13 protein-coding genes and 1 pseudogene are annotated in these 14,029 nt (G+C 38.7%); 4 read left to right on the top strand and 10 right to left on the bottom strand.

Features of this window, described 5'->3' with window-relative positions; all coding sequences use genetic code 11:
• Window positions 1-80 precede the first annotated feature (80 nt).
• Window positions 81-1,700, bottom strand: coding sequence for a glutamate/serine transporter AimA (locus tag NZD81_RS18665; protein ID WP_040084326.1), 1,620 nt, complete (start codon window positions 1,698-1,700; stop codon window positions 81-83).
• Window positions 1,701-1,966: 266 nt separating this feature from the next.
• On the opposite strand from NZD81_RS18665, the gene NZD81_RS18670 reads away from it, so the two are divergent.
• Complete coding sequence (locus tag NZD81_RS18670) at window positions 1,967-2,227, top strand: hypothetical protein (RefSeq protein WP_003234883.1); 261 nt, start codon at window positions 1,967-1,969, stop codon at window positions 2,225-2,227.
• Between the two features lie 39 nt (window positions 2,228-2,266).
• Here the strand turns inward: NZD81_RS18670 and cypC are convergent, their stop codons facing one another.
• Entirely contained in the window at window positions 2,267-3,520 is a 1,254-nt protein-coding gene (cypC, locus tag NZD81_RS18675) for a CYP152 family fatty-acid peroxygenase CypC (protein ID WP_282373932.1), read from the bottom strand.
• A 172-nt stretch (window positions 3,521-3,692) separates the two neighbouring features.
• Here cypC and blaOXA point away from each other — a divergent pair, with 172 nt between their 5' ends.
• The gene (gene blaOXA, locus NZD81_RS18680; protein ID WP_069839745.1) at window positions 3,693-4,496 is read left to right on the top strand and encodes a class D beta-lactamase; all 804 of its coding nucleotides are present in this window, start codon (window positions 3,693-3,695) and stop codon (window positions 4,494-4,496) included.
• Window positions 4,497-4,522: 26 nt separating this feature from the next.
• Here blaOXA and NZD81_RS18685 read toward each other — a convergent pair whose 3' ends face one another.
• From NZD81_RS18685 to NZD81_RS18700, 4 genes are all read right to left on the bottom strand, one after another.
• The gene (locus NZD81_RS18685) at window positions 4,523-4,714 is read right to left on the bottom strand and encodes a DUF5370 family protein (protein ID WP_003234886.1); all 192 of its coding nucleotides are present in this window, start codon (window positions 4,712-4,714) and stop codon (window positions 4,523-4,525) included.
• 18 nt (window positions 4,715-4,732) lie between these two features.
• Window positions 4,733-4,981 (bottom strand): sigma-G-dependent sporulation-specific acid-soluble spore protein CsgA, encoded by a 249-nt coding sequence (gene csgA / locus NZD81_RS18690; protein WP_069148869.1) that lies wholly within the window; start codon window positions 4,979-4,981, stop codon window positions 4,733-4,735.
• Between the two features lie 111 nt (window positions 4,982-5,092).
• Window positions 5,093-6,481, bottom strand: coding sequence for an amino acid permease (locus tag NZD81_RS18695; RefSeq protein WP_282373931.1), 1,389 nt, complete (start codon window positions 6,479-6,481; stop codon window positions 5,093-5,095).
• A 315-nt stretch (window positions 6,482-6,796) separates the two neighbouring features.
• Entirely contained in the window at window positions 6,797-7,981 is a 1,185-nt protein-coding gene (locus NZD81_RS18700; protein WP_069148868.1) for a DUF4885 domain-containing protein, read from the bottom strand.
• Window positions 7,982-8,112: 131 nt separating this feature from the next.
• Between NZD81_RS18700 and NZD81_RS18705 the strand changes: the two genes are divergently transcribed.
• Window positions 8,113-8,970 (top strand): hypothetical protein, encoded by an 858-nt coding sequence (locus NZD81_RS18705; RefSeq protein ID WP_103031472.1) that lies wholly within the window; start codon window positions 8,113-8,115, stop codon window positions 8,968-8,970.
• 207 nt (window positions 8,971-9,177) lie between these two features.
• On the opposite strand, the gene NZD81_RS18710 is transcribed toward NZD81_RS18705, so the two are convergent.
• From NZD81_RS18710 to NZD81_RS18725, 4 genes are all read right to left on the bottom strand, one after another.
• The gene (locus NZD81_RS18710) at window positions 9,178-9,666 is read right to left on the bottom strand and encodes a hypothetical protein (RefSeq protein WP_282373930.1); all 489 of its coding nucleotides are present in this window, start codon (window positions 9,664-9,666) and stop codon (window positions 9,178-9,180) included.
• Window positions 9,667-9,692: 26 nt separating this feature from the next.
• Window positions 9,693-11,849 (bottom strand): DUF1430 domain-containing protein, encoded by a 2,157-nt coding sequence (locus tag NZD81_RS18715; protein ID WP_282373929.1) that lies wholly within the window; start codon window positions 11,847-11,849, stop codon window positions 9,693-9,695.
• Window positions 11,850-11,863: 14 nt separating this feature from the next.
• A complete protein-coding gene (locus NZD81_RS18720; RefSeq protein WP_282373928.1) occupies window positions 11,864-12,487 on the bottom strand; it encodes an ABC transporter ATP-binding protein in 624 nt (207 codons plus the stop codon).
• Window positions 12,488-12,558: 71 nt separating this feature from the next.
• On the bottom strand, window positions 12,559-12,849 hold the full coding sequence (locus tag NZD81_RS18725; protein ID WP_282373927.1) for a lactococcin 972 family bacteriocin: 291 nt from the start codon (window positions 12,847-12,849) through the stop codon (window positions 12,559-12,561).
• A 377-nt stretch (window positions 12,850-13,226) separates the two neighbouring features.
• Between NZD81_RS18725 and NZD81_RS18730 the strand changes: the two are divergent.
• A pseudogene (locus NZD81_RS18730) lies at window positions 13,227-13,895 on the top strand (serine hydrolase domain-containing protein); the annotation flags it as partial.
• Between the last annotated feature and the right edge of the window lie 134 nt (window positions 13,896-14,029).

Consider the following 14,029-nt stretch of genomic DNA (forward strand, 5'->3'; position numbering starts at 1 on the left):
TTGAATTTACAATGGTGTAACATTTCGATATGGACCAAATCAACAAAAAAACCTTGCGCCCTCCGCGCAAGGTTTTTCATTTATTCTTTTCCTGCAGCAGCTTCTGACTGTCCATTAAGCAGCTGAGAATTTATCTCTTTCGCATCCTTTAAGTATTCTGTCTGGTAGCCGCTCTTCAGCGCCCACACATAGAATACAAGTGATACCATCGCAATCAGAACCATATCCCAGCCATAATGAATGACATTCAGGCCGCCGAATTTATCACTGCCCAAATAAGAAATGACCATCATGGCCAGCAGATAAAACACCATCCAGACGCCTGCTTTAAAGTTTCGGCCAAAACCTTTCCATTTCGCCTTCGCCTGATAATAGAAGTAAATCGGCAGACCGATCAGGATAATAAACAGCACCTGTCCTGTTAACGGCCAGCGGGCCCAATACAGCACCAGCGACGCAAAGATAAATCCAAGCGGCGCAATCACGTTTAAGCCTTTTAAACGAAGAGGCCTGTACAGGTCTTTCCCCGTCCGTCTCAATGTCATCACTGTAACCGGGCCGGTGATATAAGAAATTAACGTAGCAACAGAAATAATTTCCGCTAACACGCCCCACCCTCTGAACAGGAATAAAAAGATGAACGAAACAATCAAGTTAAAGAACATGGCTTGTCTCGGCACACCGTAAATCGGGTGAAGCTTCCCGAATATACTCGGCATATATTTGTTTTTTTCCATTCCGTAAATCATTCGGGACGTTGTCGCCGTATACGTAATCCCAGTTCCAGAAGGTGATACAAATGCATCCGCATATAACACGATCACAAGCCAGTTAATATTTAGCGCGATCGCCAAATCAGCAAAAGGAGAATTAAAGTTCAGGTGGCTCCAGCCGTGAGCAATATCAGAAGGATTCACCGCTCCGATAAAGGCGATCTGCAGCAGGACATAAATGACTGTTGCTACGAAAAGAGAGCCGACAACTGCAATCGGAATTGATTTTCCCGGATTTTTTGCTTCCCCCGCCATATTAATCGGGCTTTGGAAACCATTAAACGCAAAAACGATACCGGAAGTGGCCACCGCTGTCAGCACACTCGCCCAGCCATTCGGCGCAACGCTTTGACCGTCAGTAAAGTTTTCTCCGTGGAATCCGACAAACAGCAAAGCTCCAATCGTCAGGCCCGGAATAATAATTTTAAAAATTGTAATGAATGAATTCGCTTTAGAAAATAGATTGACTGTCCAGTAGTTCAGCAGGAAATAAATGAGAAGCAATACAGAGGCAAATGCCAGTCCCTCCCCAGTCAGTGTTCCATTCTTCACCAAACCGCTTGTCCATTTTGCCCATTCCCAAGGCCAAGAGCTCATATATTGAACAGAGGCAACAGCTTCAACCGGAATAACTGACACAATCGCAATCCAGTTGGCCCAGCCTGCGATAAAACCGATAAACGAACCGTGTGAATATTGCGTATATTTTACCATTCCCCCGGCTTCAGGGAACATAGATCCTAATTCACTATAAGAAAGAGCAATAAATAAAATGACGACCATTCCAATAATCCATGAAATAATAGCAGCTGGTCCTGCTATTTGGGCCGCACGCCACGCCCCGAACAGCCAGCCTGAGCCAATCATCGACCCGAGCCCGACCATCATGAGGGAAAACGTTCCCATTCTTCGATGCAATTGATTCATATCGTAAACACCTTTCATGTATGATGGCATTCTCTTGCTAGTTATATTATTATTCTGATTACTTGACCTTGTCAATATTTATCGAATTTTGACTAAAATAATAATAAATCAATGTATATTACCTTCCAATACAGGAATGAAGTCACTAGTTTTTCAAAAATGGAATTTACTGAAAATGCGAATGATAAAAACTTAATAGGTTTAGCTATAACCAAAACGGGAATGATACAGGAAACACTACTCTTAAAATAGAAAGGAGTATCACCATGAAACAAAAACTGTTACTTTCAGGTCTCGCTGTTTCAACTGTCGGCATCACTTCTTATCTATTAAAAGACCCGTCAAATCGCCAAAAAGCAAGAGAATTCATTCACAGCATGAAGATGAAAATAACAAAACAGCCAGACATGGAAACGTTCCCAGTCGATAAAGCCGGCCACCCGGACCCGCAAGATATCGAGGACAACAAAATGGTATCAGAAGGCTCCATGTATCCCGTCCAATACTACGATGAAAAAAAGAAGTAATCAAAAAAGCTCTCTTCGATAAGGAAGAGAGCTTTTGATTTACCTTTTCTGCCTGATTCCGCTCATGATAAAGCCGCTTTCAGGCAATGACGGCATTCTGGCGAGACTGTAGTGCAGTGATTGTTCCGGAACGTCGTATTCAATCTGATTGACGAGAAAATCCAGGCTCGCTTTCATGACTTCAATTGTAATGCCTTCCCCTGGACAGCGATGGCCTTTCTCGGCGTGCCCCCCGCCTTGAGGAATCAAATCAAACGGATTTTCCTCCCTCTCCGCAAATCGTTCCGGCCGGAATTCATCGGGATGATCCCATAGACGAGGATCGTGATTCGTTCCATATACATCAAGTAATACCGATGTTCCCTTCTTAAACTCACAGTTATTCCATACAAAGTCCTTTTTGACAAGCGCACCTAAAAACGGGCCGAACGGATAATATCTGCGGACCTCCTGCACAAACATTTCTCTTTCCCGGCTGCTTCCAGCCCGCAGCCATTCCTTATACTTCGGATGCTCATGAAGCGCCAAGGCTGAAAACACAAGAAAGTAAGAAATGGCCACAATAGGCCGCAGTACATTAATCAGCTCAATGGATGCCATCCGGGAATCCAACTCGCTTCCATCTTCTTGTTTGTGAAACGCCATTTCATGCAGCGCTGTTCCGGCAGGTGTTTTGAGCAAGCCGGCACGCACATCTTCAATCATGACTTCAACCCACTCTTCCGCACGCGGCCTTGCTCTTCTTCCCTTCCAATGCCGCGGTCCCACAGCACCGAACGCATCGACCATGTCAATGAAGTCATCCGCTCTCTCTTTGACTTCCGTTTCCTTCAACGGAACACCTGCCCAATAGCAGGCTACCCGGCACAGGATTTCTTTGGCTTCTTCAAATAACACAACCTGATCTGCCTTCTCCCATCTTGTGACTGCTGCTTTCCACTCCTCTGTCATCAACTCAGCCAAACGTTTTTGATGCGGCGGTGTCATCAATGACAGAAAAAGCATCTTCCGATGGATATGCGCGCTGCCATCCATTCCCTGAATCGCATTGACACCAAACAGCGATTTCTGCACCCGCTTCGGCAAAGCGTTCTGCCGCTGGAATCGATCCGTATCATAAAACACCTTCGCCGCCTCAGCGCCAGTCATGCAAATAAAGTTTTTTCCCAACAAACGGGCCTGAAACAAATCTGAATTGTAGCGCTCTGTTCTGTTTTTAATAAATAAATACCCTTCCTTCAGCAGTGTCAGGCTGTTATCGAGACTTTTGTCATGTGGAATCTGCTCATTCATCCGCTTACCCTGCCTTCCTTTTTACCCTCTATTTTCACGTTATCTTCCGAATATAAACCCAGTAACAGTATTTGTTTGCAAATCCAAATTTAAGCGCTTTTTGATTATTTTTTAAAGGAAGAACAAACGAAAGAGAGAAAAGGTAGTTAATCAAAACAAAGGGGAGAACAAAATGAAGAAATGGATATATGTTGTGCTTGTGCTGAGTATTGCAGGGATCGGTGGTTTTTCCGTGCACGCAGCATCATCTGCTCATGAAAAACACTTGAATGTCAGCAGAATGAATGTCGATGATGAATTCAAGGATACGGATGGAACCTTCATTCTCCACGATTTGCAAAAGGATCAGACATTTGTCTACAACAGAGAACGGGCAAATCAACGACAAACTCCGCAGTCCACCTTTAAGGTCGTAAATGCCTTAATCGGTTTGCAGGTCAAAGCTGTACGCGATGAATACGATGTTAAACGATGGGACGGGGTCAAGCGTGAATTCGAATCATGGAACCGCGACCATACGCTTGGCTCGGCCATGCGCGAATCCGCAATCTGGTATTATCAAGCATTAGCACGGGATATCGGCGAGGAAAGAATGAAAACATGGCTTCATACACTATCTTACGGCAACGAGGATATCAGCGGGGGAATCGATCAGTTTTGGCTGCAAAGCTCTCTGACAATTTCGCCGCTGGAACAGGAAGCCTTTTTGAAGAAGTTATTTAAAGAGGAGCTTCCATTTGACAAACCGGTGATGAAAACCGTCAAGCGCATGATGATTCAAGAGGAAGGCGATCATTACACGCTTTACGGGAAAACCGGAACCCGCCTGACCGATATGGGATTAGGCTGGTTTGTTGGATTCATCAAAACTGAGCATGGCTCTTATGTCTTTGTCACCAATGTCGATGATTCCGGCACAAAAGCCAAAAACATCACCGTGAATATCCTGAAAAAGTATGGCTTGATCACATCATAAATGAAAGAGCCCTGCATAGCAGGGCTCTAAATCTCATGCTCAAAACAATAATGATTCACAAGCTCTTCAATCAAATCATGATCAGGATATTCTCCATTAAATTCAAATTCGATTTCTTCCACAAATTCTCCTTGATGGTACACATGGATGGCTCCGTTTTGACGGACAACGCTAAACTCCGGCTGAAAAGTATATCCGCTTCGTTCAATTGCTCCCATTCCTTTTTCCCGCCTTTCTCAAAGCAGTAATTCATACACCTCATTTAATTCCTTAGCCCGCTTTTGATCCTGTTCATTCTGCGCATACTTAATTTCCTTTTCTAATACACGGTTCAAAAAAGACATTTCATTATCATCTAAGTCTTTTACAAATTCCTCTTCATTCGCATACCGCTTCGCCAGCATTTTCTTGCAAATCCGCTGGCAGACTTCATTTTCAAGATGATTCGAAAGTGATTCACGCAAATAACCGAGTGTAACATCCATTTTATGAACACCTTTCCTTCTGCTATCTTTACCCTATAGCTTGCTAAAACAGGGAAAATCCATACGCGAAAAATAAAAAAAGAGACATCCGTAAATGTCTCTTTTTTATCGTTATTCAGCTACTTGTTGGCTTTTGGTCAAATTGGCTTGTGTGCGTTTGCCTATCCCAAACACATAATAACTAATGACCACAAGCGCTAAGAAAATCACGCCTACAATCAGAGAGATACGAGTATCATCGTTAAACCACATGCCGACCAGAACCATCAGCAAGAAAGCAATCGTCAAATAGTTTGTAAAAGGGGCAAATGGCATTTTGAATGGATGTTTATCTAATGCGGCGCCCTTCGCTTTTCTGAATCCGATATGGCTGATCAAAATGATAAACCAAGGAATCATCCCAGGAAGCACGCTTGCGCTGTATACATAGACAAAGATCTTCGGCGGCGCGATATAGTTCAGTACAACACCGACAGCCAAACCGATCAGCACCGCAATTGTGCCATACAGCGGCACACCGTTGCGTGAAATTTTCGTAAAAAACTTCGGTGCTTGTCCATTTACACCCAGTGTATACAGCATGCGGCCCGCACTGAAAATGCCGCTGTTACAGCCCGACATTGCCGCTGTAATCACGACAAAGTTAATAATGCCGGCCGCTGCCGTGATTCCGATTTTCGAGAACGTTGACACGAACGGACTTCCGAGTGAATTGAGTTCATCCCAAGGATACACCGTCACAATCACAAAAATAGCGCCAATGTAGAAAATCAAAATACGCCAGATAATACTTTGAATCGCGTTTCTTAGCGTGTTTTGCGGGTCCTTCGCTTCACCCGCTGTAATCCCGATCAGCTCAACTCCTTGATAAGCCGCAATGACAAGCGACAGTGCAAAGAAGAAACCTGAGAAACCTCCTGCAAAGAAGCCCCCGTGAGACCACAGGTTCGACAATCCGATAGCATCTCCGCCGTTGCCAAAACCGAAGAAAATAATTCCGATCCCCGCAATAATCATCAAGATAATCGTCACGATTTTAATCATCGCAAACCAAAATTCAAATTCACCAAACGACTTAACAGAAATTAAATTCGCTGCGCCAAGAATCACCATTGCCACGATACCAGGTATCCAAGCAGGCAAGTCCGGGAACCAATACTTCATATAAGTACCGACAGCGATGATTTCTGACATGCCGACGATAATCCATTGGAACCAGTTGCTCCATGCTGTTATATAACCTGCCATCGGATGAATATATTGATGGCCGAATGTCGCAAAAGAACCTGTGCTCGGCTCGACATACAGCATTTCACCCATCGCACGCATAATAAAAAAGATAAAAATTCCGCATATTGCATAAGCCAGAAGGACAGATGGGCCAGTCCATGAAATTGTGCTGGCAGACCCCATAAACAAGCCAACACCGATCGTGCCGCCCAAGGCGATCATCTGAATATGACGCGCGCCCAGGCCCCTCTTTAATTCTTTATTTGCCACTCCTCTTCCTCCTCCTCACAAAAATACTCACAAATGAGAAAACAGCAGATCTGCTTGCCCTCACATCACTCAGTAATAACAATCAGAAAATTCAAACTCAAAATTGTTATATAATCTCCTAAATTACTTATTTCATCATAATAAATTTCTCTGGAAAATACAATTGTTTTTTTCAGGTAAACACCTTTGTGCTAAGTTCTGAATCATTCACTTCATTTAAAATCTTCTATATAAAAATAATAAAATTATTTGAATATTAAAATTATAATTTTTAGATTTTCATAAAAAATAAGCTGTTCTACATGAACAGCTTACCTAATAATTTACGCCCGTTTGACGCTTTAATGCTTCAAGCCACCCGGTATCTCCGGTTCCATAGCTCTTGCTTTGTCCCACATCTCTCAGAGATCCATTGCTGTAATCAATTGATAGGATGAAATCCGGAATGGCATCATACCCAGCTTCCGCAATTTCACTAAGCTCTGAACGATAGTGAGATATAGCATAAGAGGCCGTCTCTTTTTGCACAGGATCTTTTTCAAGCTCTTCTTTATAGACGTCTAACAAGTCACGTCCATCAGGCGTTACATACCGCCCGTCAATCACTTCTAAATCCTTCAAATGGTAGCCTGTGACTTCGTACATCTCACGAGCTGCCTGATACTTTTTATAGGCCTCTTCGGAAAATTGTGTTGAATCACTGCTTTGGCTTTTCATGATGTGTAAAAATAGTTCTTTGCTGTTGTCTCCAGATTGCAGTACTTGCTCAATTTGCTTGATCAGATCCTGATCGTCTGTCCCGCTCACACGCACCTGATAGTCAATCGGCGTAATCGTAAACGTCAGCTCCGTCCCCTCTGGAATGTGAATATGGTTCCGATTCAAAAGCACTTGCAGCTGCTGGTTCACCTGGCTCCGCTGATACACCTTTTCATTCTCAGCTTCCACTTCCCCATTAAATGTAACATTGCGAAACGCAGCATCCTGGAGGTTATAGTTTTGGGCTTTGCCTTTGAATAGCCATTCTGTTTCATTATCGTAAGCAGCCTGTCTTTCTGCGGCAGACAGATCACTTCTGAAATAAGGAGACTTTGAATTTTGATACTTATCCTTAATATAGCCTAAGGGATCAGACTTTGCTTTGTTTATGGCATTCATCCTGCTGTATTTTTCATCTAGTATTTTGATTCTGATATCACTCTCAGAGTCATAGGGGTTATTGGATTCGATCACTGTTTCTTTCCCTGTATCTGTCACTGTTCGGTCATTCGCTGATTGATACACTTTGCTGAACGTCCCACTGTTTCCCGACACGCTGGTTTTAGAATAGTTGAACTGATCGATTCCCACACTTGAAGATCGCGGCTCAAGCCTGCTGTATGCCTTTTCCAGAACTGCCGCTGTACTTTCAGTCAAATTCTCTCGTTTGGCAGGCGCATTCTTGCTTAATATATTCTGTGCCATCAGCTGAGTGCGGATAAATTGCCGATTCAGACGCATTGAATTCCCTCCCGAGTATTCTCTCTTATTCTTTTTTATCGGCAATGGTTATGTATATATTAACCTCTAAAAACATTTATTTACACCCATACAGTTATTATGTATGATGGAAATAAAAGGAGGTTGTTTACATGGCGAAAAAATGGCTTATTCCATTTGCTATCATGCTGTCTGTCTTATTCACCTTTACGTATTCGGCATCAGCTGCCGGGGTCACTGCGATCACAGGAAACAATTCATTTGATACCGCAATGCCTATCGGTTATTGGAAATATAAAAATATCGATACAACGATACTGGAAGCTGGTCAAGATGAAGCCTATTTCACTTTTACGGCTAATAAGGGAGAAAAGGTATACGTGAGGAGTACATACCAGAGCGCGTATACAGGGATGAAAATTGAAATTTACGATAAGAACAGAATACCTGTTTCTCAAGGCACAGAAGTCATTAACCCCAATACGTTCTCCTCTTTTATTTATGCAAATGCAGACGCCCAAAACACGACGGATACCTTCTATGTGAAGGTGTCACGAGGCACCTATACCGGAAACATGTACTTTACGCTTTCAATTGAAGACCGAATCAAATCAGGCAGCGGAACATTCCAATTCAGCGGCATTGCTGAAAATAAAGGAAATACAAGCCTTAGCCCCTCAGGTTCTGACTCCAGCGTGATCAAGGCTGATTTAACAAACCAATCCGGGATACCGCGTGATGCCATTGTAACCAGAGTGCAAACAACCGCCACTCAAACACCAAGCCAAGGAAATACACGCCATCTGATCATGACAAGCGAAAATAACGAATGGCGCCGTGCCCTTGTAAACAGCTCGACTTCAGGGTCTTATGATATCTCTTTGTCGGATCAACTCAGTGTGGCAAAGGTATGGAGTTTTAAATATAATACATTAGCGACTGCCAGATCGACGATGAGCAATGTTAAAGCAAAAATAGATTATGAATACGACGTAACAAAGCAGTTTTAACTTATACCGAGCCGGTTATCCGGCTCTTTTTTATTCTCAGTCTAGAAGGTAAACTATAGATCAGTACAACTCTCATAGTGCTCCTTTCATGTGATACGGAAAGATACAATATGAAAATAAATTTCTAATAAACCTTGCAAATATTCAATTCTAAGCAAAAAGACCGCCTCTTATGTACAGCGGTCAATACTGCTAATTGTATATTTACTAACTATTAGAACTTTCTTCTAATTCTTTCTTAGTCTCTAACACTCGATCTTCAACCTCTTTCAAAGCTGCATCATATTTATTTGCACCAACTATTTTTCTAATTTTTTTCTTATTAGAATTTGATAGTGAGAAGTCTTCCACTTCAATTACCTTATCATTATTAATTACGTTCCCTTTATCATCAAAGGAAATACTTATGTTAAAATCATCAGAGTCATTTTTAAAACCAGGGTTAAGCTTTTCAGGCACAAATGATGAGCCTGTTCCATTCTTCTGTTTTATATAGATGACATAGTATTTATTATCTTGATCAGATACCATATTATCTGAATATGAACTATCTTGTTTTTGTGTTTTTCCAACTTGATTTTTGTTAATATTATTTTCATTATCCGGTTTATTCGTTGAGAAGGAATAGGCAGCAATAATTAGACATAATAATGCAAACGCTAAACAAATCGTAAGAAATTTTATTTTTCTTTTCAAAAATATTTCCCCCCCATTTGTATTATTCACTCTTTAATTAAGACTTGTTTAGTAACATTATATTCTCTCATAATCAATAATATACTTGTTAATAATATGTCTAAAATCGCCAACCATAAGGAAATTCCACCCAATAACGTAATATTTCCAGATACATAAAAGCTAACCATAAAAGTCAGACTCCAGAAAACCAATACCGAAAGATAGACCAAACTATGCTTCTCAAAAAAGCTATAACCAAATATCCATTGTATTGATAATAGCTTTTTGTTCATTTCTAAGTAATAAACTGCCGAAAAAATCAATAATACTACAGCTAACAAAAGAAATACCCCACAATATATAGCCGTTAACTGCAATGCTTCTTTATCATTGGCTATCTTTAATTCGACATTTGAATAAGCAATAGATACAGGACTCCAAATGTTGTTTAATTCATATTCCTCTAATGTTCTTTTTATTATTTTGAAAGGATCTTTACCTTCACTAATCTTGGTATAAAAACCATACCCCATAGAAATATTATTAGCTAGTATTAATGGGTCAAATTTATCATTAACTATTACTGCAATCGGATCTACAATCTTATAGTTACTGTTTTGAGCTGAATTTGCAGAAAACGTAAAATAAGATTGGTTATTCTGAACATAGATAATATCTACTTTTACAGGAGCGGCGCTTTTTATATCGTATATACCTTTATAATCTTCTGCTAATGATCTTTCAATATCTTCTTTATACATTTTAAATTTTATTGGTACTAACACATTTATTACATCTTTATTAGAGGAAGGTATCCCCACATCTTTTCCATGTACATCTTTTATCATATTAACCGATAAATAATTCTTATTTATTTCTACTTTTCTTCCCTCTTCTCCCCATGGATTTATGTCTTGAGATGTAATTTGTGAATCATTCGAATAATAGTCCGAAGGATATATAAAAAACGCCCCTTGGGATTCTAGTTTTTTATAGAAAAGTTGAATTTTTTTTCGCTCTTCTTTATCTTTTTGAAAATTAAGAGTTTCTTGTTTTTGCTCTGGTGAAGCTATCATCCCTAAATAAGAATAATGTTTTAACAAAGACCATTTTTCTTGATTCGAAACCGTGCTTTTTAACACTTGAAGTTTGCTAATTCCCTGCTCTAAACCTAATAATAGAAAAACTGCTAATACAAACCGCACAATAATATTTAAATAAAAAAACATTCTTACTGGTTTTTTATTTTTAATCATTTGTGGGATATTGATACTTACAGTACTAAACCATATTATTAATAAAATGATTGTAAGTACTATTGATAACAGAGCAATGTTTTTCGATAAAAAATATGCGAATTCAATGAATTGTTGATAGTGATTATACCAATATAAATATAATATTAAACCTAAACTTCCAACAAGCAAGGAACTTATAATGATAGGAATATATTTTCTGAATAGATATATTCCTATATGAAATAAATTACATCCTAACATATACCTAACAGCAATTTCTTTATAGTTATTACTTAAATCATATAATATTGTAAGCATTATTAATAAGCATAAAATCAATGAGCTTATATACATCATTTCCTGATAAGGATATGGTGTACTCACACTTTGTGAATCTTCATTTTTGGATAACTTAATTGAAAAACCATGCTGTAATGCGATTTTCTTAAAATTTTCAGCATGTTTTTCACCTATTACAGTATAGGTACCTTTAATATCTTTTGTTTTTTCCGCAGCAATCATTGGCCTAATTTCAATAGGTTCAAAACTATGAAATATCTCTAATGTTCCTATCTGATGCTTATTCTTTGTTTGAACAGTAGATAGAAAATCATTAGAACTACTATTACTTTTCAAAAATTCCCCATATCTTAGTTTTAGATCTTTAAAATATTCTGGTGCATTATAGAGAACAACATAATACACTACTTTATCTTTATTATTATCATTTTCATATGATATGCGTTGCAAATTAACTTTAGATTCAAATGCTATTTGTTCTAACATTTTAAAATTATCTTTTTTACCGATTTTAGAATTCCCTTCATCTATAACAACATTCCATGAATCATGAACATTATTATGATTAAAAGATTGAAACTGTAAATATTCAAATTGCTTTATCGATAGGAAACTTACAACTATAAAGGTAGTAATAACGAGAAGGAATAATAATTTTTTCACAATCTATTCCCCCTTTATAATTGTAGAGTTCTTGAAAAAATTTTTATTAGTTCTTTATCGTGAGTTACCATAATGATTGTCTTCTCTTGTTTATGTAGTTTTTGAAAAAGAGATATTATAATATCTCTGTTTTCAGTATCCAATGATCCCGTAGGTTCATCAGCTAAAATCAAAGTAGGATTTTTAAGCAGCAGCCTTGCAATGGCAACGCGTTGTTGTTCCCCACCACTTAAAGTATGAACTTTTTCTTTACCATAGTTATCTAAACCCACTTCTTTTAATGCAGAAGACATAGCATTTCTTTTTTGTTGTCTATTCATCTTCTTATGTTTAAGTGCGATTTCTAGATTCTCATTCACAGATGCATTATCAATTAATGCATAGTTTTGAAATATAAATCCTAGGTGATGTCTAAGTAAATATCTTTTATTTTTTTTTCTATTAATATCCCTATCTAATATTTTTATAGAACCACTATCTGCTTTTTCTAACGTGCCAATTATATTTAGCAGTGTAGTTTTTCCCTTTCCACTCTTTCCTATAATTCCAATAAATTCTCCAGGTTCAATAACCAAATTTAAGTTTTCAAAAATTTTTCTTTCATTGAAAGATTTGTTCATATTTTTTATTTCAATCATATTTTCTCCTTATTTATCTTAATACAAAAGGGACTTATATATTATAATATAAATCCCTTTCGAAAAATTTTCTATTTGTAAACGTGTTTGTGGTACGAAACTTTATAAGGACCAGTATAATCAAGTCTTAATTTGGACCAATATTTAGGTTGTGCAATACGACCTGGATAATTTATACCTTTTTTTGTTATTGACGAATTGTGACGATAAAGCCAATGGTAGTAATCATTGTAATCCTGCATTTTCTTTTTGTCATAACCATAGTTCCACTTTTCCCCGCTTCCAGCAGATACTGTGACAGGAATTATCGTGCTTATCGCTACTATTGTTAATAGTAGAAATGCAGCAAATTTTTTCTTCATTTTCGTTCCTCCTTAAGAAATTAATGACTTATATAGGTAATAATATCATTTTTTATGCCTTTTTTCAACATTTTTTTCAAATATTTAACTTATTTTTCTCTAACCGTATCTAATTATAATTATTTAAAATTTAGGTTAGGGACTTTTTTGGATTGTTTTCACTTAATACTCATCAAATAGTTAAATTGTTAAGCTATAAGCAATCAAAACTATTTTTCAAAAAATAATATATCTCTTTCGTTAGCCTATATATATTAGTTCTTTTGATTTTAACGTTTTTATAGATCCATTTATTAGATTTGGTTTCTTGGAGCTGGATTTATTCGGAAAACACTGCTTCTTTCCCAGAATGTGTCGAATACTCCTAATAAACAAAAACAAGACACCACCTTCTCACAATGACAGCTCCCTATCCATTTGAAGACTGCAAGAACCGCTCGATAAGATGTGCATGCAGCCAGATTGGATCGCCTATACGCTCGGTATGCTGGATCAAGAAGGAAAAATCGGCACATTTAAATACTCCACCGCAGGCGTACACCTGCTGTCAGCCATCATCACCCGCACCACAGACAAAAGCGCCCGCGAATTTGCCAACGAGTACTTATTTAAACCGATCGGCATGAAAGAAATTCCGCATTATGAAATGAAATCATTCGGCTTTGACGATCTATTCGGTAAACATGTGAGAGGTTGGGAGAATGACCCGGACGGCAACTCAACCGGAGGATGGGGGCTTACGATGACTCCGCGGGATATGGTTAGGTTTGGTTATCTTTATTTTGAATCATGGTACTTGGAACAACCAACAGATCACTTCCTGAATCATGGATTGACCAATCAACAAAGATGAACGCCAATAACTATGGTTATCTATGGTGGCTTCGTGATGAGGACAGTGTTTTTTCATACTCAGCACTAGGCGATGGCGGGAAGTGATTTGCTGTGTTCCAGAGAAAAACCTGGTTGTAGCCATTGCATCGGAGTTCATCATGAATGCTCGTGACAGGTGGCAATTGATTAAGGAGTATTTAGTTTCTCAATGAAATTATGAAAATTGGCAAACGAGAATTCCTTATTGGCAGCCTGCTCTAAGGAGCACGATATTGAGAAGGCTGCCATTCTTTCTTATGTCAATTAAACTTTCACAAAACAGAATTCAGCGATATTTTATCCATGT

The organism is Bacillus sp. B.PNR1 (assembly GCF_030386235.1).
Lineage (GTDB): Bacteria > Bacillota > Bacilli > Bacillales > Bacillaceae > Bacillus > Bacillus stercoris.

Coding starts and splice junctions, on each gene's coding strand:
- NZD81_RS18700 (WP_069148868.1), bottom strand. CDS start 7,981: ATGCGTCTGAATCGGCAATTTATCCGCACTCAGCTGATGGCACAGAAT.
- blaOXA (WP_069839745.1), top strand. CDS start 3,693: ATGAAGAAATGGATATATGTTGTGCTTGTGCTGAGTATTGCAGGGATC.
- NZD81_RS18725 (WP_282373927.1), bottom strand. CDS start 12,849: ATGAAGAAAAAATTTGCTGCATTTCTACTATTAACAATAGTAGCGATA.
- NZD81_RS18665 (WP_040084326.1), bottom strand. CDS start 1,700: ATGAATCAATTGCATCGAAGAATGGGAACGTTTTCCCTCATGATGGTC.
- cypC (WP_282373932.1), bottom strand. CDS start 3,520: ATGAATGAGCAGATTCCACATGACAAAAGTCTCGATAACAGCCTGACA.
- NZD81_RS18720 (WP_282373928.1), bottom strand. CDS start 12,487: ATGATTGAAATAAAAAATATGAACAAATCTTTCAATGAAAGAAAAATT.
- NZD81_RS18685 (WP_003234886.1), bottom strand. CDS start 4,714: ATGGGAGCAATTGAACGAAGCGGATATACTTTTCAGCCGGAGTTTAGC.
- csgA (WP_069148869.1), bottom strand. CDS start 4,981: ATGGATGTTACACTCGGTTATTTGCGTGAATCACTTTCGAATCATCTT.
- NZD81_RS18705 (WP_103031472.1), top strand. CDS start 8,113: ATGGCGAAAAAATGGCTTATTCCATTTGCTATCATGCTGTCTGTCTTA.
- NZD81_RS18670 (WP_003234883.1), top strand. CDS start 1,967: ATGAAACAAAAACTGTTACTTTCAGGTCTCGCTGTTTCAACTGTCGGC.